Annotated in this window: 16 protein-coding genes; 12 read left to right on the plus strand and 4 right to left on the minus strand. The window is 44.4% G+C overall.

Going from position 1 to position 18,887, the window contains the following annotated elements:
- Positions 1-34: 34 nt before the first annotated feature.
- On the minus strand, positions 35-1,636 hold the full coding sequence (locus tag ABXT60_RS06265; protein ID WP_443631882.1) for a GMC family oxidoreductase: 1,602 nt from the start codon (positions 1,634-1,636) through the stop codon (positions 35-37).
- A 222-nt stretch (positions 1,637-1,858) separates the two neighbouring features.
- Positions 1,859-3,055: an MFS transporter gene (locus ABXT60_RS06270; protein ID WP_443631883.1), complete on the minus strand. Its 1,197-nt coding sequence runs from the start codon at positions 3,053-3,055 to the stop codon at positions 1,859-1,861.
- Between the two features lie 156 nt (positions 3,056-3,211).
- On the opposite strand from ABXT60_RS06270, the gene ABXT60_RS06275 reads away from it, so the two are divergent.
- The 3 genes from ABXT60_RS06275 to ABXT60_RS06285 are packed head-to-tail and all read left to right on the plus strand — an operon-like array spanning position 3,212 to position 5,561.
- Complete coding sequence (locus tag ABXT60_RS06275) at positions 3,212-3,865, plus strand: TetR/AcrR family transcriptional regulator (RefSeq protein ID WP_443631884.1); 654 nt, start codon at positions 3,212-3,214, stop codon at positions 3,863-3,865.
- Positions 3,865-4,968: a mechanosensitive ion channel family protein gene (locus ABXT60_RS06280; protein ID WP_443631885.1), complete on the plus strand. Its 1,104-nt coding sequence runs from the start codon at positions 3,865-3,867 to the stop codon at positions 4,966-4,968. Before ABXT60_RS06275 ends, ABXT60_RS06280 begins: the two co-directional genes overlap by 1 nt.
- On the plus strand, positions 4,965-5,561 hold the full coding sequence (locus ABXT60_RS06285) for a gamma-glutamylcyclotransferase family protein (RefSeq protein ID WP_443631886.1): 597 nt from the start codon (positions 4,965-4,967) through the stop codon (positions 5,559-5,561). Before ABXT60_RS06280 ends, ABXT60_RS06285 begins: the two co-directional genes overlap by 4 nt.
- On the opposite strand, the gene ABXT60_RS06290 is transcribed toward ABXT60_RS06285, so the two are convergent.
- Both ABXT60_RS06290 and mfd read right to left on the minus strand, forming a co-directional pair.
- Complete coding sequence (locus ABXT60_RS06290; protein ID WP_443631887.1) at positions 5,536-6,321, minus strand: CsiV family protein; 786 nt, start codon at positions 6,319-6,321, stop codon at positions 5,536-5,538. The genes ABXT60_RS06285 and ABXT60_RS06290 overlap by 26 nt on opposite strands.
- A gap of 2 nt (positions 6,322-6,323) precedes the next feature.
- The gene (gene mfd, locus ABXT60_RS06295) at positions 6,324-9,767 is read right to left on the minus strand and encodes a transcription-repair coupling factor (protein ID WP_443631888.1); all 3,444 of its coding nucleotides are present in this window, start codon (positions 9,765-9,767) and stop codon (positions 6,324-6,326) included.
- Between the two features lie 283 nt (positions 9,768-10,050).
- On the opposite strand from mfd, the gene ABXT60_RS06300 reads away from it, so the two are divergent.
- The 9 genes from ABXT60_RS06300 (at position 10,051) to nqrM (ending at position 18,841) form a co-directional block, all read left to right on the plus strand.
- Positions 10,051-11,487: a glyceraldehyde-3-phosphate dehydrogenase gene (locus tag ABXT60_RS06300; protein WP_443631889.1), complete on the plus strand. Its 1,437-nt coding sequence runs from the start codon at positions 10,051-10,053 to the stop codon at positions 11,485-11,487.
- Between the two features lie 232 nt (positions 11,488-11,719).
- Positions 11,720-13,063 (plus strand): Na(+)-translocating NADH-quinone reductase subunit A, encoded by a 1,344-nt coding sequence (locus ABXT60_RS06305; RefSeq protein WP_443631890.1) that lies wholly within the window; start codon positions 11,720-11,722, stop codon positions 13,061-13,063.
- A 2-nt stretch (positions 13,064-13,065) separates the two neighbouring features.
- Positions 13,066-14,271 carry an NADH:ubiquinone reductase (Na(+)-transporting) subunit B gene (locus ABXT60_RS06310; protein WP_443631891.1) on the plus strand — a complete coding sequence of 402 codons (1,206 nt, stop codon included), beginning with the start codon at positions 13,066-13,068 and terminating at the stop codon, positions 14,269-14,271.
- A complete protein-coding gene (locus ABXT60_RS06315; protein ID WP_443631892.1) occupies positions 14,264-15,034 on the plus strand; it encodes a Na(+)-translocating NADH-quinone reductase subunit C in 771 nt (256 codons plus the stop codon). Before ABXT60_RS06310 ends, ABXT60_RS06315 begins: the two co-directional genes overlap by 8 nt.
- A 2-nt stretch (positions 15,035-15,036) precedes the next feature.
- On the plus strand, positions 15,037-15,684 hold the full coding sequence (locus tag ABXT60_RS06320; protein ID WP_046483321.1) for an NADH:ubiquinone reductase (Na(+)-transporting) subunit D: 648 nt from the start codon (positions 15,037-15,039) through the stop codon (positions 15,682-15,684).
- Between the two features lie 11 nt (positions 15,685-15,695).
- Positions 15,696-16,307 carry an NADH:ubiquinone reductase (Na(+)-transporting) subunit E gene (gene nqrE / locus ABXT60_RS06325; protein WP_443631893.1) on the plus strand — a complete coding sequence of 204 codons (612 nt, stop codon included), beginning with the start codon at positions 15,696-15,698 and terminating at the stop codon, positions 16,305-16,307.
- A 25-nt stretch (positions 16,308-16,332) separates the two neighbouring features.
- On the plus strand, positions 16,333-17,562 hold the full coding sequence (gene nqrF / locus ABXT60_RS06330; RefSeq protein ID WP_443631894.1) for an NADH:ubiquinone reductase (Na(+)-transporting) subunit F: 1,230 nt from the start codon (positions 16,333-16,335) through the stop codon (positions 17,560-17,562).
- Between the two features lie 46 nt (positions 17,563-17,608).
- Complete coding sequence (locus ABXT60_RS06335; protein WP_443631895.1) at positions 17,609-18,592, plus strand: FAD:protein FMN transferase; 984 nt, start codon at positions 17,609-17,611, stop codon at positions 18,590-18,592.
- On the plus strand, positions 18,593-18,841 hold the full coding sequence (nqrM, locus tag ABXT60_RS06340; protein ID WP_443631896.1) for a (Na+)-NQR maturation NqrM: 249 nt from the start codon (positions 18,593-18,595) through the stop codon (positions 18,839-18,841).
- The last annotated feature ends 46 nt before the right edge of the window (positions 18,842-18,887 follow it).

The raw sequence follows: 18,887 nt of genomic DNA on the forward strand, positions 1-18,887 counted from the left end.
TTAAGAGCAGCCCCAAACTGATTCAGTGGGTTTGTTAACCTTGTAAAATCATATCAGCGGCTTTTTCTGCGATCATAATGGTTGGAGAATTGGTGTTTCCTGAGGTAATGGTTGGCATTATAGAAGCATCTATGACCCTTAGGCCAGTAACACCATTTACTCGTAAGTCTGTGCCAACCACTGCTTGATCATCTGGGCCCATGCGGCAGGTTCCTACTGGGTGAAATATGGTAGTGCCTATTTCTCCCGCAACCTCGGCTAAGTCTTCATCTGATTGATAGGTTTTACCTGGGCTAATTTCACTAGGGCTATACGGGTCCATTACTGATTGCTTGGCAATATGACGGGCTAATTTAATGGCATTTACAGCGACTCGTTTATCCGCCTCGGCGCTCAGATAGTTGGGGTCAATAATGGGATGAGCCAGAGGGTCAGCAGAAGCAATGTGGCTCGCCCCCCGGCTCTTTGGGCGTAAGGGAACAATGCTAGCTGTGAACGCTGAAAAGGGGTGGAGAGGGTCACCAAACTTATCTAATGACAGTGGCTGAACATGGAATTCTAGATCAGCAGTTTTTACTTCGGGGCTTGATTTGGCGAATATTCCTAACTGGCTGGGTGCCATTGACATGGGGCCCTTACGCGACAATACGTATTCAAGCCCGATGCCCAAGCGGCCTAAAAGGGTTCCCGCCCGTTGATTTAGAGTGGCTACATTTTCAACCCTAAAAGCAACACGTAATTGAAGATGATCTTGTAGGTTTTCTCCTACTTCATCAGACTGATGAACAATATTGATACCTGCCTTATGCAAGTACTTAGGATTGCCAATACCAGACAGTTCAAGAATTTGAGGTGAGCCAATAGCCCCTGCACAAAGGAGAACTTCGCGATTTGTGTGGTACGTAATGGCCTTACCATTGACTAAAACCTCCACACCACAAGCCCGTTTTCCGGTGAATATAACCCGCTGCACTTGCGCTTGCGTAATGACTGTTAAATTAACCCGTTTCTTCACTGGCTTTAAGAAACCTTTTGATGTGTTCCATCGCCATCCATTTTTCTGATTTACACGAAAGTATGAAGAACCTTCATTATCACCACGGTTAAAATCTTCAATCTTTTTAATTCCAGCTTGTTGAGCAGCGTCGCGGTAGGCATCTAAAATTTCCCACGACAGGCGTTGTTTTTCGACACGCCATTCACCGCCAGCCCCATGAAAGTCATCGGCTCCAGCATAATGATCTTCTGACTTTTTAAAGTAAGGCAAGACATCGTCCCAGCCCCAACCAGTATTGCCCATGTCACGCCAACCATCATAATCACTCGCCTGACCACGCATATATATCATGCCATTAATTGATGAGCACCCGCCCAAAACACGTCCGCGGGGGTAGTTCACTTCTCTGCCCTTTAGACCTTTTTGCTTGGCTGTTTTAAACCCCCAGTCTGTCCGTGGATTTCCCATGCAGTAGAGGTATCCAACAGGAATATGAATCCAAATATAATTGTCTTTACCCCCGGCTTCTAACAACAACACTTTGTTTTTTGGGTCTTTTGAAAGTCGATTGGCAAGCACGCAACCTGCTGACCCACCACCGACAATAATATAATCGTAGTTGGCATTATCTGTGATCATTACAGTGCCTGTGGTTGAGCATGTTGATGCAAAGTCGCTACCAGTTGCCAGTGTTTATAGAGTGCACTGATAACCTTGTGCCTTACTTTAGAGCTTTGACAGTGTATCAATAACTTGATTCTTTAAACAGTGACGATGTTTTAGTTGTGGCAGAGCCTGTTGATCAGATGCACTTAAAGCAAACCAGCATTAATATAGTGTTTGTAAATGACGCAGTTGGGGCTAACCGAGCGCTTTTTTTGGCAGTTTGAGTTGGTGATGGCTCCACCAAATAACCAGTAATAAGGCCCCCAAAAGTGGCAAGCTCATTATATTAATAGTCTGCCAGCTAGTTGTGGTTAGAAGCCATCCTGCAGACAAAGATGCTATAGCTTGAACACCAAATACCATAAGTTCGTTAAACGCTTGGGCACGGTACTTTTCTGCTTCTTGATAGGTTGTGATAAGCAGTGAGGTGCTACTAACAAACAGAAAGTTCCAACCAATACCTAAAGTGACCAAACTAACCCAATATCCAGCTACAGCTTGATTAACTTGGCTAACGCCAATACAAATCCCTAAAGCACCTATCCCCGCTACCATCATAGTTCTATGGCCATAATGTGTTATCAACTTACCAATAAAAAGAGATGGCAAAAACATGCCTACAATATGCCATTGAATGACAATACCAGTGTCGTCAATGCTATGCCCATCCATCGAGTGCATGCTCACGGGCGTAGCCGTCATGAGAAAAACCATTAATGCGTAAGACACTGTTGCGGCGAATACGGCTAAAACAAAATTAGGTTGCTGTCCGAGTTGTCTTATGGTTCTACCGGTATTGCCTTTAGTTTTTGTGCCTGGCTTAGGTATTTTTAGCCAAAATAAAATGATGGCGGGCAGAGCCACTATTATTGCTAAGACAAGGTATGACCCAACAAACGCATGTTGTGGAATCCAATTATTGGCATATTTAACAATGCCTGGGCCTAAGAACGCACCAGCAATGCCCGATAATAAAATAGCTGAGATAGCTTGTGGGGCCAATTCTATGGCTACGCTTTCCGCTGCTGCAAAACGGTAATGCTGAACGAAAGCGTAGCTAACTCCCAAACTTAAACAAGAGAAACAATACAGCCAAAATAAACTATGCCATATTGCAACAGCGCCTATTAAAGCCGATCCTGACGCCACTACTGCAGCACCCATAAAACCAAACCTTCGGCCTTTTTTGCTCATTAATATGGCTGCTGGCACTGTCCCTATTGCAGTGCCCACCACAGAGGCTGCCACTGGAAGGGTAGCCATAGTCATCGTTGGCGCCAGCAACGCACCGATGATTCCACCCAAGAAAAAAGTCACAGAAGCCCCGGCAAAGGAAAAAATGTGAGATACGCTAAGTAGCCATACGTTACGGTTAAGGGATTGGAGCAGCATATTAATTAAACTTAATGTATTATATTAATCGTCATGTTAACTGATCTAACTCTTTGGAACTAGAGGAGATTTATCTTAGATGAGCTTGCTAGGGCTATCGAGTCGTGGTAGTTTTAAACGTGCGTTTTAAACAATAACTTCAAGTAAGAAATTACCATGACAAGTTCTACTATTGATCGTATTCTAGATGCCGCAGAAGTAGAGTTTGCAGCTCATGGTTTCGTAGAGACGTCCCTGAGGACTATTACTTCCAAGGCTAAGGTTAATTTAGCTGCAGTAAACTATCATTTTGGTTCTAAGAAAGGTTTAATCCAAGCCGTCACTGATCGTTTTTTAGGCCCTCTCACAAAGAACCTTCAAACCCAATTAAGTGCGTATGAAATGGCCCTCACAGAAACGCAGGATGATGAACAAGAATTACAAGTTTTGTTGGGTATTTTGGCCAGGTCATGCCAGCAAGTTGCACAACAAAACCATCATAGTTTAGCTGTGTTCGCTCGCCTTATTAACACTGCTTACAGCCAGTCCCAAGGACACCTTCGGAAACATCTAACGAAACAATATGGTGCTTCATTCATGTACTTTATGAAGTTGTTACGTAGACACATGCCTTTGATGACCCATGAACAGTTTTTTTGGCGGTTTCATTACTTACTCGGCATATTAGTTTTTTCCATTTCCAGTAGTGAAGCCCTGTTAGCTATTTGTGAAAGAGAATACGCTAGTAGCCGAAGTTTGGATCAAATTATGGCGGACATCGTGCCCGTTATGGCGAGTGCGGCCCAAGCACCAATTATAGGAGATTCGTAATGAACACGATGGACCAGTTGTTAGGAAATGTGGGTATAGACACGTCTCAATCCCTATTGTTGAGTAAAGTATTTCTATTGGTATTAGCTGTACTATTATTTAATTTTCTAGTGCGTAAACTATTTTCACGCTTAGCCTTACAGTTGCAAAAAACTGAAAATGAATGGGATGACGCGCTGCTTGATGCCGCACGTATACCCTTAGCTTGGGGGGTTTGGGTTGTTGGTATAGCTTGGGTTGTAGGTATTGTTAGCGATGCCTTTGACGCAGATACATTAAGTTTTGTAGTGAGTTTACGTGATACCTTGCTTATTGTTTTAGTGTCTTGGTTTTTAATACGCTTAGTTAATGTGTTTGTGGCTATGTTGGCCAGACCCGGAAAACATCGGGATGCGTGGGACAAAACTACTGTAGAAGCTATGGGTAAGTTGGTTAAGGCAGCGGTGATAATCACCTCTATTTTAGCGTTGATGCAACACTTTGGGTTTTCTATTTCTGGGGTATTGGCCTTTGGTGGCGTAGGTGGCATTGCCATTGGTTTTGCCGCTAAAGACCTGTTGTCTAACTTTTTTGGTGGATTAATGATCTATATGGACCGCCAGTTTTCTGTAGGGGATTGGATTCGTTCGCCTGACAAAGAAATTGAAGGCACTGTTGAGTATATTGGCTGGCGCATCACCCGCATCCGTACTTTTGACATGCGCCCGCTCTATGTACCCAACGCAACTTTCACCAGTATTTCTGTAGAAAACCCTTCGCGTATGCATAATCGAAGGTTTTACGAAACCTTTGGCTTACGCTACCAAGACCAAGACAAAGTGCAGGCCATTACTCTAGCTGTTAAAGAAATGTTACTCGCTCACACTGCCATAGATACGCAACAAACCTTAATGGTAAACGTCAATACCTTCAATGCCCACAGTGTAGATTTTTTTGTTTATACGTTTACTAAAACAACTAACTGGGCTGAATTTCATGGAATTAAACAGGAGCTACTCGGTCTGATTGGAGACATTGTAGCCGAGCATAATGCAGATTTTGCGTTCCCAACTCAAACTATTCAACTGCTGCCTCAGCAGGTTGTGGATGCAGGTGGTTCATGACTAAGCAGCATTATATTTTTGGTTACGGTAGCTTAATTAATAGCTCTAGTCGTCGAATTACTGGCATAGCAGGTGATTCGTTAGCAGTGCGGGTGCATGGGCTAGAGCGCACTTGGGTAGGCTGGGAAGGTTCAGGTATGCGCGCTGTTGCTGCAAGGCCAATGGCGGGTGCGTGTTGTAACGGGGTGTTGTTTGAGGTGCCCGAGTCTGAGTTAGAAAAGTTTGATGAGAGAGAAACCCATTACCTCAGGGCTCAACTAGATCTAGTTCAAGTAGATTACTTACACGGTTCTCAAGCACTGAGTGACGATAGCCAGCTATGGGTGTACCTATACAATCATCAAGGCCATGGGCTACGGAGCGCCCCTATCGTACAATCCTACCTTGATGTCATTCTGTTAGGTTGCCAAGAAATTAGCCCTACATTTGCCCAGGAATTTATTCACGATACCCTTAATTGGGATGTCTGGCATGATGATCGGCGCCAGCCAGTATACCCCCGAGCACAATCGCACTCAGAGGCTATGCAACTGGACCAGCTGCTGGCTGAGCAACTTCCTGAAGCGTTTACTCTACGGTGCTTGGCGCCGTAAGGTCTACCAGTGTGGGCTCGTCTTCCACTTTCACTTCTACTTCTTCCAAAATAGGTTCTGCTGGCGTAAAAGGTATTATTTTAACCAGTAGTACAAGTTTAGGGTGATCTATATAGTGTAATTCTTTGCTACGCATCTTACGTCTTTGGATGAGGCTGTAGCGAGTTTCTACAATTGGCACGAGACTTTGCCCTGCGCTAAATAATCTTTGTTTGGCACGTTGGCTGCTAGCACTTTGAATGCTTGGGAATTGGTTTAAATGTAATTCACTATGGACATGTAAAAAACGCCCTTTGCTGAAGCCCAAACTACCCTCTAGCTGCTGATGCCCGCCCCAAGCATAGCCGCCATTAATGTCGATCCAGTTAATGGCTTTATTGCCCTTTATGATTTGGCGCCAGCTTTTATGCGCTAAAAGGTTGTAATCGGCATTATTTTCTAGCATGCGGGCTTCATTATTGAGGATGCGTAGGTCTGAGGGTAAGTTTATAAATTCAACATTCTCCAATTCATTGCGGTTGCTTGTTTCTGGATCAAAGGGGGTGAGGGTGCGACCACCACGCCATGATATTGGGGCTGGCTGAAAGGGAAAAGTTTCTAATGTGGTACTTCGATCTGTTCTTTGGGCAACAATAATTTCTACCTGATACCAAGTCTCACCTTTCTCATTTGCTGCCAATGCTAAGCTTGGTTGTAGTATTGATAACAACACGACAAACCTAGCCAGTAACTGCCAAAGTGAAAGAAATCTTAATTGCATGGTTAGCTCAATAGTTTAATTAGGTCTTCCATACGTTGGAAGCGTGTTTCTGTTTTTTCCATAGGTAGAGTAAACCGCAAATTGGTACCGCCCTCAAGTCGAAAACTTCGAGGTTGAGTTTGTACTAGCTTGACCAGCACCATTGGGTCTATTTGGGTGTTTTTGCCAAACTCCATGCGGCCATTAGCTGCGGAAGCTTCAATACGAGTAATACCGATAGCTTTGGCTTTTAACTTTAAACGATTTTGACGGAAAAGGTTTTTTATTTGATCAGGCAGTAAGCCAAAGCGGTCTATCATTTCCACTTGTAACTCTTTCAATGCTGCATTATGTTCAGCATTAGCAATGCGTTGATACATGACTAAGCGATTATGTACATCGGGTAAATAGTTTTCTGGAATCAGCGCCGGTAGATGCAGGTTAACTTCTGTGCCCCGTGTGAGTGGTTGATCTAAATTGAGTGTTTCACCTTTTTTCATCGCTTCAACAGTTTGGTTGAGCATTTCCATATATAAGCTAAAACCAATGCCTTGCATTTGACCACTCTGTTCTTCGCCCAAAAGCTCACCTGCACCGCGTATTTCCAGATCGTGGCTTGCTAGGGTGAATCCTGCGCCTAGGTCAGCGGTAGCTTCTATGGCTTCTAGGCGTTTGGTTGCATCTTTGCTCAGCAGCTTTGGGTGAGGGGTCATTAAGTAGGCATAAGCCTGGTGATGGGAGCGACCTACACGGCCCCGTAACTGATGCAGCTGGGCTAAACCAAACTTATCTGCACGCTCAATAATGATGGTGTTTGCTGTAGGAATGTCGATTCCAGTTTCAATAATAGTGGAACACACCAAAACGTTGGAGCGTTTGTGATAAAAATCTCCCATCACTTGTTCGAGTTTACGCTCGCGCATTTGCCCATGAGCTACACTTACCCGAGCCTCTGGTACTAACTCACGCAGCCTTTCGGCGCTGTTTTCTATGGTTTTTACTTCGTTGTGCAGATAATACACCTGCCCACCACGAAGCAGCTCTCGCAAGATGGCCTCTTTTACTATTTTTGTATCATCTTGACGCACAAATGTTTTTATGGAAATACGTCTCGCTGGAGGCGTAGCAATAATGGACAGGTCACGCATGCCTGCCATGGACATATTTAATGTTCTAGGAATAGGTGTAGCAGTGAGGGTTAATATATCCACTTCAGAACGGAATTTTTTGAACGACTCTTTTTGTTGTACGCCAAAACGGTGTTCTTCATCAATTATAAGCAAACCTAAACGTTTAAAATTAAGCTTGCCTTGTAATATTTTATGGGTGCCTACCAGAATGTCTAACTTGCCATCTTTTGCGTGGGCTATGGCCTTGTTTTGTTCGGCGCTCGTTTGGAAACGAGACATCACTGATACATTGACTGGCCAGTTAGCAAAACGGTCCCTAAGGGTTTCGTAATGCTGCTGTGCCAATAATGTAGTGGGCACCAATAAAGCCACTTGTTTGCCACCATTAACCGCCATAAATGCTGCTCGCATGGCGACTTCTGTTTTGCCAAAACCAACATCACCACACACTAGCCTGTCCATGGGTTGGTCAGCCATCATATCGCTCAATACAGCCTTAATCGTCTGTTCTTGATCGGGCGTTTCTTCATAGGGAAAGGCATCGCAGAAGGCTTGATAGCTCTCATCAGGTTTTGGAAAGGCATACCCGTCTTGAGCCTCACGCAGGGCATAAATATGTAACAATTCTGCGGCGGTATCCTTAATTTTTTCTGCTGCCTTACGTTTCGCTTTAGTCCATTGTTCGCCACCTAATTTATGTAAAGGTGCATTTTCACCACCAGAGTAACGGGATAAGAGTTCAATGCCAGAAACAGGGACATAAAGGGTAGCTTCATTGGCGTATAGTAGTACTAAGAACTCGGCATCTTGACCATCTATACTCAGTGTTTGCAGGCCATTGTAGCGGCCTACACCATGGTCCTGATGCACTACAGCGTTACCAATGCTTAGTTCGGCTAAATCGTGAATAGCAGTATTAGGATTCTCTGTAGCTTTATCTCGGCGACGTCGCTGAAGCACTTTTTGACCAAAGAGTTGGGCTTCACAAACCACAAGAAGATTGTGTTCTGGTAGGTTTAAACCCTGCTCTAAAGGCGCAACACAGATCGCAAAGTGGGGCTTTTGGGTAATAAACTCAGGCCAGTCTTCTACATCCTCTGGGGCCTTAGGTAAACCCTTAAATAAATCCAGTAATGCTTCTTTTCTACCCGCTGACTCAGCGCATACCAATACGCTTTGTTGCTGAGCTTGTAACACTGTTTGTAATGCAATGAGTGGCTTAGATAACTGATTGTTGATTGCAACTTGTGGCGGTTGGGCACCACCTAAATTATAAAATCCTTTATTGGCTTCAGGCTCCACAAACGCGCCTTCTTGCAAATTGATGTTAGGAAACTTTTTCAGGCCAGAAAACATCTCATCGGTAAACAAAAATAATTTCTTAGGTGCAAGCAATGGGCGCTCTATGTCATGGCCATAATCTTCGTAACGAGATTCAATGTCGCGCCAGAAATGGAGTGCTTGAGCTTCAATGTCACCTTGTTTTACTACAAGGGTAGAAGCTGGGAGATAGTCCAATAAGGTTGACATAGTGTTAAAAAAGAGGGGGATGTAGTATTCAATACCAGCAGGGGCAAAACCTTGGCTTACATCCTGGTAAACAGGGCAGGCTTTAGGGTCTAAATCAAATTGACTGGTGAAGTTTTGCCTAAAGTGGCTAATCGCGGCATCAGTTAATGGGAACTCGCGGGCAGGTAGTAAATTGAATTGCGTAATTAAGGCTGTGGTGCGCTGGCTATCGGCATCAAAATAACGCAGGCTCTCAATTTCATCATCAAACAATTCAATGCGCAATGGTGCATGACTACCCATGGGATAAAGATCAATCAAACCGCCCCGTAAGGCGTATTCACCGGCTTGGGATACGGTTTCTGTGAGTAGATATCCCGCTTGATCTAAACGGTGACGAAATTGAGTTTGTGGCAACTCTTGCCCAGTCGTTAATGTAAAGCTGTTGCCTGCCAAGTAATTCATCGGGGGCAGTCGATGTAAAAGGGTAGCCACAGGCACAATGACTACACCTTGGCTTAGGTGAGTAATTTGGTTGAGTGTGCTAATGCGTTCTGAAATGATGTCTGGGTGTGCTGAAAAGCTGTCATAGGGCAGTATTTCCCAATCTGGTAGCATTAAGCAATTAAGCCCCGTATTGGTGAGAAAGAAGTTGAGTTCGGCACTCAATTTCAAGGCAGAATCAGTATCCTTTACCAGTGCTAAAACGGGTCCTTGATGGGCTTGTGCAGCTTCAGATATGGCAAGGGCAGAAGTGGCTCCATGGGTTTGTCCCCAATTAGATTTATGGCCGAATTTAGTGGGTAAAAACGAGGTTTCCAATAACACGAGTAATGGGTTCCTTTGTAGTAGGCGGGTGGCCGCGTGCGGCTAGATTATTCAAAGCACATGATTGTAGATCTATATGGATCCAGTTTCACCTTATACAACCTTTAGTTGTTGGGTAATAAATATTTAAATTCGCTTAAATTATGTTGACTATAGGCCAAACTAAGTTTGCCAAATTTGGCTATTTCCACGATAATATTCGCTCCCAAAGATGGGTATTAAAAAGGTTAAACACCTGAACCGCAACCAAGCCGTTTTTATACGGTGAAAAAAGGGACTCATTGTGAGCCAAGAACAAGTGTTTTCAGACTGGAAAGAACGTGAAGCGTTAGCCGAAGCCATGATCCCCTTAATTGGTAAGATCTATCGCGAAAATAATGTAGAGGTTTCTGTATTTGGCCGTTTAGTTGTTAATCGTTCTGTCATTAGCATTCTTAAGTCCCACCGTGCAGCTCGCATGCTAGAGCACACCACATTATCTGTCCATGAAACTTTCCCAGTGGTTGAAGTGTTGCAGAGCTTGGCATTGTCTAATGTTCATGTAGACATTGGTAAGTTGGCTAAAGGCTTTCGTGACCATGGTGAAGGCCAAAGTTTACATAGCTATGTTGCTTCTGCCTTAACGGGTGCGGTAAATAAAGACAGTGCAAAAACACAGGCAGATGTTGTGCTTTATGGTTTTGGCCGTATTGGCCGTTTGCTAGCTCGTTTGTTGATTGAAAAAACGGGTGGTGGTCAAAGTTTGCGTTTGCGGGCTATCGTGGTGCGTAAAGGTGGAGATAATGATTTAGCTAAACGTGCTAGCTTGTTGCGAAGAGATTCAGTGCATGGCACGTTCCAAGGCACGATCACGGTAGACGAAGAACAAAACACTTTGATCGCTAATGGTAACGTTATTAAGGTCATTTACTCTAGCTCACCCGACACTATAGATTACACCGATTACGGTATCAGTAATGCTGTTGTAATTGACAACACCGGCAAGTGGCGTGACGAAGATGGTTTGTCTCTGCATTTGCGTGCTAATGGTGTTTCTAAGGTGATGCTTACTGCGCCAGGCAAGGGTATTAAGAACATTGTTATGGGTGTTAACCAAAAAGACATTGTCGACACCGATACTATTTTGTCTGCGGCTTCTTGCACCACCAATGCCATTACACCAATATTGAAGGCACTGAATGACAAGTATGGTGTAGATAATGGTCATGTTGAAACAGTCCACGCCTACACAAACGATCAGAATTTGATTGATAACTATCACAAAGGTGATCGTCGTGGTCGTGCGGCGGGCCTTAATATGGTGATCACGGAGACTGGCGCAGCTAAGGCTGTATCGAAAGCGTTGCCTGAGTTAGAAGGTAAACTAACAGGTAACGCCATTCGGGTGCCAACACCTAATGTATCTATGGCGATTCTTAATCTTAACCTTAACTCAGAAGTGGAACGTGATGAGTTAAATGATTACTTGCGTCATATGGCTTTGCATTCTGACTTACAAAAGCAAATTGACTACACAGACTCGCCAGAAGCTGTGTCTAGTGATTTTGTTGGATCTCGTGCTGCTGGCGTAATTGACGGCTTGGCGACGGTTGCTACAGGCAAGAAGAACTGTGTGGTTTATGTGTGGTACGACAACGAGTTTGGCTATTCTTGCCAGGTGATTCGCATGCTGCAACATGTTACTAATACTGCATTGCCAGCGTTCCCAGTTGAAGGCTAAATTGCAGCTTATGTGACGCCTTTGTTTGGCGTGGTAGGTCGGTTTACAGTAAAGGTATTAATACAATTTGAAGAAAGGCTACCTTAGGGTGGCCTTTCTAGTTATAACGCTGGAAAAATTGTGAAAATTTTCATATAATAGCCACGCTTTTTTTATGGGTTTTAGTGACGCGGCGCTTATGCTTCGCAACAATCGCTAAAGCCATCCAATAACTCTCAATTGGGTACGACTTATGATCAAGATCAGACGCGGTCTGGATCTGCCATTGTCTGGTGCGCCGCAGCAAAGCATCGATGATGCCGCAGCGGTAAACCAAGTGGCTGTGATCGGTGCTGACTATGTAGGCATGAAGCCTACAATGTTAGTCAGAGTAGGTGATCGAGTGAAGCTCGGGCAAGTTTTATTTTCTGATAAAAAAACTGCAGGGTTGAATTTTACAGCTCCTGCTGCGGGCATAGTGAGTGCAATTAACCGTGGCGCACAGCGCGTGCTGCAATCTGTTGTAATAGACATTGACGGTGATGCTGCTGTTGAGTTTTCCAAATGTGCGGCCAGTGACTTGGCTAAATTATCGCCTGAACAGGTAGCTGAAAATTTACAAGCTTCTGGATTGTGGTGTGCGCTGCGCACGCGCCCATTTAGTAAGGTCCCTGCTATTGATAGCAAACCGCGTTCTATTTTTGTTACAGCCATCGACACGCATCCGCTAGCGGCTGACCCTGCACTTATTATTGCTGCCCAGCAGGACGCTTTTGCACAAGGTTTACAATTACTAACAAAGCTAACTGACGGCCCAGTATTTGTTTGTGCTGCAGCTAACACGACCGTACCTCAGGTGTCTGGTACCCAAATTGAACGTTTTGAAGGTGTACACCCTGCAGGTTTAGCTTCTACGCATATCCACATGCTGGACCCTGTAAGTGCTACTAAAACAGTTTGGGTGGTGGGTTATCAAGATGTAATCGCTTTTGCACAACTATTTGCTACAGGCAAACTGCCTACAGAGCGAGTTGTTGCTTTGGCTGGCCCAATGGTCACTAACCCACGCTTAGTCCGAACGCGGTTAGGTGCTTCTACTACTCAGCTTTTAGCTGGTGAAACTAAACAGGGAGAATTTGAGAATCGAATTATTTCTGGTTCTGTACTTGGTGGTAATACAGCCTATGGTACGACAGCGTTTTTAGGTCGATACAATAATCAAATTACGGTGCTCGAAGAAGGCAAGAAGCGTGAATTTATGGGTTGGTTGTCAACCGGAAGCAAAAAGCATTCTATGCTAAATATATTTTTATCGTCACTAAACCGCGTCAAAAAAGTGTCCCTTAATACCTCCACCAATGGCTCACAGCGTTCCATGGTGCCTGTTGGCACATTTGAGCGCCTAATGCCTTTGGATATTCTTCCTACACAGCTACTTCGTAGTTTGGTGGTGGGTGACATTGTTAACGCACAAGAACTTGGTTGCTTGGAGTTAGAAGAGGCTGACCTAGCGTTAATGACCTATACCTGCGCTGGCAAATACGAATACGGCACTATATTGCGTGACGTGTTAACGCGTATAGAGAAGGAGTGCTAAACATGAGTTTACGCAGCATTTTAGATTCCATGGAGCCCCACTTCCACAAAGGTGGTAGGTACGAAAAGTTTTATGCTTTGTATGAAGCGGCAGACACTATTTTTTACACCCCAGGTTATGTCACTAAAAGTGGTGCACACGTCCGTGATGGTATAGACCTCAAGCGTATGATGATCACCGTTTGGTTGTGTACGTTTCCAGCCATGTTTTTTGGCATGTACAACTTAGGTTTTCAAGCTAATACTGCTATGGAATCTATGGGCATTGCTCAAGCTGAGGGCTGGCGAGGCAGCTTTGTTGCTGCTACTGCTGGTTTTGATGCAGCAAGTGTGTGGGATAACATGATGCTGGGTGCCTCATATTGGCTTCCGGTGTATTTGGTTGTGTTTGTGGTTGGTGGTTTCTGGGAGGTTTTATTTGCCTCTGTACGAGGCCATGAAATAAATGAAGGCTTCTTCGTTACATCCGTGCTATTTGCCTTAATCCTGCCACCTGACATTCCCTTATGGCAGGCTGCTCTAGGTATTACCTTTGGTATTGTTGTGGGTAAGGAAGTATTTGGTGGTACGGGAATGAACTTCTTGAACCCAGCTCTCACGGGGCGTGCGTTCTTATACTTTGCCTACCCAGCACAAATGTCTGGTGATGCTGTGTGGACTGCAGTTGATGGCTTCTCTGGTGCAACGGCACTAGGCCTAGCTAACATGGGTGGAGTTGCAGCCTTAGCAGATGCTGGCATTACTTGGGCAGATGCCTTTATTGGCAATATTCAAGGCTCTGTAGGTGAAGTGTCAACATTAGCTATTTTTGCTGGTGGTGCAGTGCTTCTTTGGACTCGTATTGCTGCCTGGCGTATTGTTGCTGGTGTTATGGTAGGTATGATTGCAATGAGTTCACTGCTTAACTTTATTGGCTCTGATACTAATCCACTATTTGCTTTACCATTTTACTGGCACTTAGTTGTGGGCGGTTTTGCTTTTGGTATGATCTTCATGGCCACGGACCCTGTGTCTTCGTCCATGACCCACACTGGTAAGTGGTACTTTGGTATGTTAATCGGTGTCATGGTGGTGTTAATTCGAGTACTTAACCCAGCTTTCCCTGAAGGTATAATGTTGGCCATTTTGTTTGCCAACTTATTTGCGCCTTTGATTGACTACTATGTCACCGAAGCAAATATTAAGCGGAGGGTAGCACGTAATGTCTAATTCAAAAGATTCTGTATCACGCACTGTGATAGTGGCTTTGGTTCTTTGTGTGGTTTGTTCTGTGATTGTTTCGGCTGCGGCTGTTATGTTGCGAGGCAAGCAGCAAGAAAATGCGGTCAACGAAAAGAAAATGAACATTTTGGCTGCTGCAGGTATTGAAGTAGTTAATGGTGATCTAGAAACAGCTTTTGCAACCATCACACCTAAGTTAGTTGATATGCGCACAGGCGAATTTAGTACTGACGAAGATGTAATGTCATATAACATGCGTAAAGCCGCTAAAGACCCCTCAAAAGCTCGCGCGTTAACTCGTGAGCAAGATATTGCCAGCATTCGTAAGCAGTCATTATATAGCACTGTTTATTTGGTCGAAGGTGAGCAGGGTATCGAACGCATCATTTTGCCTATCCACGGGTATGGTTTATGGTCTACGCTTTATGGCTTCATTGCCCTAGAAAGTGATTTAAACACCGTTGCTGGCTTAGGCTTTTATGAGCATGCTGAAACACCAGGGTTAGGCGGTGAAATAGACAACCCTAAATGGAAAGCCTTGTGGCCTGGCAAGAAAGTCTACGCTGACGATTCTTATACGCCGGCCATTGGTTTAATCAAGGGAAAGGCTGCAGCGAGTGATTTGTATAAAGTAGACGGCCTAGCGGGTGCTACTCTAACGAGTAACGGCGTAACTAACTTAGTTAAATTCTGGTTGGGCGAAAATGGCTTTGCACCTTTCTTATCTAAGCTTAAAGCAGGGGAGGCATAATCATGTCGAAGACAAGAGAAATTTTGTTAGGACCAATCTTTACTAACAACCCCATTGCCTTGCAAATTTTGGGTGTATGTTCTGCGCTAGCAGTAACTAGTAGTTTGAATGTTACTATTGTTATGTGTATTGCACTGACTGTTGTAACTGCGTTCTCTAACTTCTTTATTGCTTTAATCCGTAACCAAGTGCCTAGCAGCATCCGTATTATCGTACAGATGATTATAATCGCGTCCTTAGTTATTGTAGTAGACCAGGTGCTCAAGGCATACGCCTATGAAGTGAGTAAGCAGCTTTCGGTATTTGTTGGTTTAATTATCACTAACTGTATTGTTATGGGGCGCGCAGAAGCATTTGCTATGCAAAACCCGCCGATTCCATCTTTCTTTGATGGCATAGGTAACGGGTTAGGTTACTCAATTGTATTGTTGTTTGTGGCTACAGTGCGAGAACTGACTGGCTCTGGTAGTTTATTTGGTTTTGAAATTCTACCATTGGTAACCAATGGTGGCTGGTACTACTCCAACGGCCTCATGCTGCTGCCGCCAAGTGCGTTCTTTGTGATTGGCGGTTTTATTTGGTTACTTCGTAATGCGAAGATTGATCAGGTTGAACCAGCAGAATACAAAATTGCCTCGCACACTAAATAGGATCTGAAACAATGATTGAAGATTATTTAAGCCTATTTGTTAAAGCTGTGTTCGTAGAGAACATGGCCTTGGCATTCTTTTTGGGCATGTGTACTTTCTTGGCTATTTCTAAGAAAGTTAAAACAGCTATTGGCCTTGGTATTGCAGTAATTGCTGTTCTCACCATCACCGTGCCAGTCAACAACCTTATCTACACCTATTTGTTAGCTGATGGGGCCCTTGCATGGGCAGGCTTGCCAGAAGTGAATCTAAGCTTCTTAGGTTTAATTTCTTACATTGGTGTTATTGCTGCCATCGTACAAATTATGGAAATGTTGCTCGACAAATACATGCCAGCATTGTACAACGCCTTGGGTGTGTTCCTACCTTTGATCACAGTTAACTGCGCCATCATGGGTGCCGCACTGTTCATGGTTGAGCGGGATTATAACTTCGGAGAATCAGTGGTTTACGGCATGGGTGCAGGTGTTGGCTGGGCATTAGCTATAGCGACTCTTGCAGGTATTCGTGAAAAACTAAAGTACTCAGACGTACCCGCAGGTTTGCGTGGGCTGGGCATTACCTTTGTGACTGTAGGTTTAATGTCACTTGGTTTTATGTCTTTCTCTGGCATCCAACTTTAAAACGCACTAGAAAAGGTATCGATGTATGAATAATGAAATTACCCTCGGTGTATTAATGTTTACCGCAGTGGTCCTCTCCTTGGTAGCGGTCATTTTAGTTGCTCGTGCCAAGCTTGTGAGTTCTGGTGCTGTAACCATTTCTATTAACGATGATCCAGAAAAGGCCATCACGGTTCCGGCCGGTGACAAGTTACTGCAAACTCTTTCTGCCCACGGCATCTTTTTAGCCTCAGCATGCGGTGGTGGTGGTACGTGTGCCCAATGTCGTTGTGTTATTAAAGACGGTGGCGGTTCTATGTTGGCCACTGAAGAAAGCCACTTTACTATGCGTGAAGCAAAAGATGGCTGGCGTCTATCGTGTCAGGTTGCTGTTAAACAAGACATGGCGATTGAAGTTGAAGAAGACGTATTTGGTGTGAAACAATGGGAATGTACTGTTGAATCTAACCCCAACGTTGCCACCTTTATTAAAGAGCTAACATTGCGTTTGCCTGAAGGTGAGAGTGTGGATTTCCGCGCAGGTGGCTATGTTCAGCTAGAATGCCCAGCGCATTCTATAGACTATAAGACCTTTGATATTGAAGAGGAATATCGGGGGGATTGGGACAAGTTTAATGTTTGGCAACATAAGTCTGTGGTTAATGAACCCACTGTGCGTGCATACTCTATGGCGAACTACCCAGAAGAACAAGGTGTAGTTAAGTTTAATATTCGCATTGCTTCACCCCCTCCAGGCAGTAATGGCATACCCGCTGGCAAGATGTCTTCATACGTATTTAATTTGAAGCCAGGCGATAAGATGAATGTCTATGGCCCGTTTGGTGAGTTCTTTGCTAAAGAAACTGAAGCCGAAATGATCTTTATTGGTGGTGGTGCCGGCATGGCGCCGATGCGGTCACTTATTTTTGATCAACTTAAACGCTTAAACTCGACTCGCAAGACATCTTTTTGGTACGGCGCACGCAGTATGCGTGAAGCATTCTACGGGGAAGATTATGATTCCCTAGCGGCAGAAAATGACAACTTTGAATGGCATTTAGCTCTTTCTGACCCACAGCCAGAGGACAACTGGGACGGACTTACAGGTTTTATTCATAATGTATTGTTTGAAAATTACCTGAAAGACCATGATGCACCAGAAGATTGTGAGTTTTACATGTGTGGACCTCCAATGATGAATGCGGCTGTGGTGCAAATGCTGAAGGATTTAGGAGTAGAAGAGGAAAATATTCTGTTGGATGATTTTGGCGGATAACCTAAACCTTGTGAAAAAAATCAGCCTGACTGTGTGGTGTGCGTTAATGCTTGCCATATTGCCAGGCTGTTCCGCGTCTGAAGAACCAGAAATTAATGCCATTACTGGCTTGTCCATGGGTACAAGTTATACTGTAAAGTGGGTGAGTCCAGATAACAGTGACTATGATCATGTTGCCAATGGAGTGGCAGCAGAATTAAGCAGGGTAGAGTCGAGTATGTCGACCTACATGGATGCCTCTGATCTAAGTGGTTTTAATGGTGCAGCTGTTAATGAATGGCATAAAGTACCCGCAGAAATGGCCAGCTTAGTGGCTCAATCCCTCGATTTGAGTGAACAAACCAATGGTGCTTTTGATATTACTGTTGGCCCACTAGTCAACTTGTGGGGCTTTGGACCAGACCCTTTACCGAAAAATATTCCAAGTCAAGATGCCCTCGACAAGCTAAGGTCAGTAGTGGGCTATCAATTTATAAAGGTGCAACAGCAACCACCAGCCATGTTAAAGCTCGCAGACAGTGCTATTGACCTGTCTGCAATCGCTAAAGGCTATGGTGTTGACGCTGTGGCTAGATGGTTAGAGCTGCACGAGTTAAATGACTACCTTGTTGAGGTAGGGGGAGAGTTGCGTGCCCATGGTAAAAAACCCGATGGGTCACTTTGGCGCATTGCCATAGAAACACCTTCTGAAGATGCACGACAAATTTATCAGGTAGTTAAAGTTAATAATATGGCTGTTGCAACGTCTGGTAACTACCGTAATTATTATGAGCAAGATGGCGTACGTTACTCTCATACGTTAGACCCTAGTACGTTAAGGCCTGTTACGCACAATTTAGCATCTGTTACGGTGGTTGATGCAAGTGCTGCCAGGGCAGATGCTTTGGCGACGGCTCTGATGGTAATGGGTGACGAACAAGGAGTGGCTTGGGCAACTATGCATCAAGTACCGGCTTACTTTATAATGAAACAAGACCAAGGTTTTGTAGCGCGATCTACTGCCGGCTTTAAAGATTATTTGGAGAATTAAATGCAAACCATGATGTTATCTTTTATTGTTTTAATCCTTATTGTTGCCGGTATGGCCGTCGGGGTGTTGATGGGACGTAAGCCTATAGCAGGTTCTTGTGGCGGCATGACGGCTTTAGGTATGGACGTGGCATGTGACGTGTGCAAAGGCGACCCAGAAGTGTGCGATACAGAACAGCAAAAGACGATCAAAGCGGATAAGCTTGCGCATAATAAAGTGGATGATATTAGTTATGACGTGGGCCGATAGACACTAATCACTGTTTAGTCAACGAACAAAAATTTAGTAGTACAGA

This window comes from Candidatus Njordibacter sp. Uisw_056 (assembly GCF_047730085.1).
Lineage (GTDB): Bacteria > Pseudomonadota > Gammaproteobacteria > Pseudomonadales > Balneatricaceae > Njordibacter.

Coding starts and splice junctions, on each gene's coding strand:
- ABXT60_RS06315 (WP_443631892.1), top strand. CDS start 14,264: ATGTCTAATTCAAAAGATTCTGTATCACGCACTGTGATAGTGGCTTTG.
- ABXT60_RS06320 (WP_046483321.1), top strand. CDS start 15,037: ATGTCGAAGACAAGAGAAATTTTGTTAGGACCAATCTTTACTAACAAC.
- ABXT60_RS06270 (WP_443631883.1), bottom strand. CDS start 3,055: ATGCTGCTCCAATCCCTTAACCGTAACGTATGGCTACTTAGCGTATCT.
- ABXT60_RS06265 (WP_443631882.1), bottom strand. CDS start 1,636: ATGATCACAGATAATGCCAACTACGATTATATTATTGTCGGTGGTGGG.
- nqrE (WP_443631893.1), top strand. CDS start 15,696: ATGATTGAAGATTATTTAAGCCTATTTGTTAAAGCTGTGTTCGTAGAG.
- ABXT60_RS06290 (WP_443631887.1), bottom strand. CDS start 6,321: ATGCAATTAAGATTTCTTTCACTTTGGCAGTTACTGGCTAGGTTTGTC.
- ABXT60_RS06305 (WP_443631890.1), top strand. CDS start 11,720: ATGATCAAGATCAGACGCGGTCTGGATCTGCCATTGTCTGGTGCGCCG.
- ABXT60_RS06335 (WP_443631895.1), top strand. CDS start 17,609: ATGCTTGCCATATTGCCAGGCTGTTCCGCGTCTGAAGAACCAGAAATT.
- ABXT60_RS06280 (WP_443631885.1), top strand. CDS start 3,865: ATGAACACGATGGACCAGTTGTTAGGAAATGTGGGTATAGACACGTCT.
- nqrF (WP_443631894.1), top strand. CDS start 16,333: ATGAATAATGAAATTACCCTCGGTGTATTAATGTTTACCGCAGTGGTC.
- ABXT60_RS06310 (WP_443631891.1), top strand. CDS start 13,066: ATGAGTTTACGCAGCATTTTAGATTCCATGGAGCCCCACTTCCACAAA.
- ABXT60_RS06285 (WP_443631886.1), top strand. CDS start 4,965: ATGACTAAGCAGCATTATATTTTTGGTTACGGTAGCTTAATTAATAGC.
- ABXT60_RS06275 (WP_443631884.1), top strand. CDS start 3,212: ATGACAAGTTCTACTATTGATCGTATTCTAGATGCCGCAGAAGTAGAG.
- nqrM (WP_443631896.1), top strand. CDS start 18,593: ATGCAAACCATGATGTTATCTTTTATTGTTTTAATCCTTATTGTTGCC.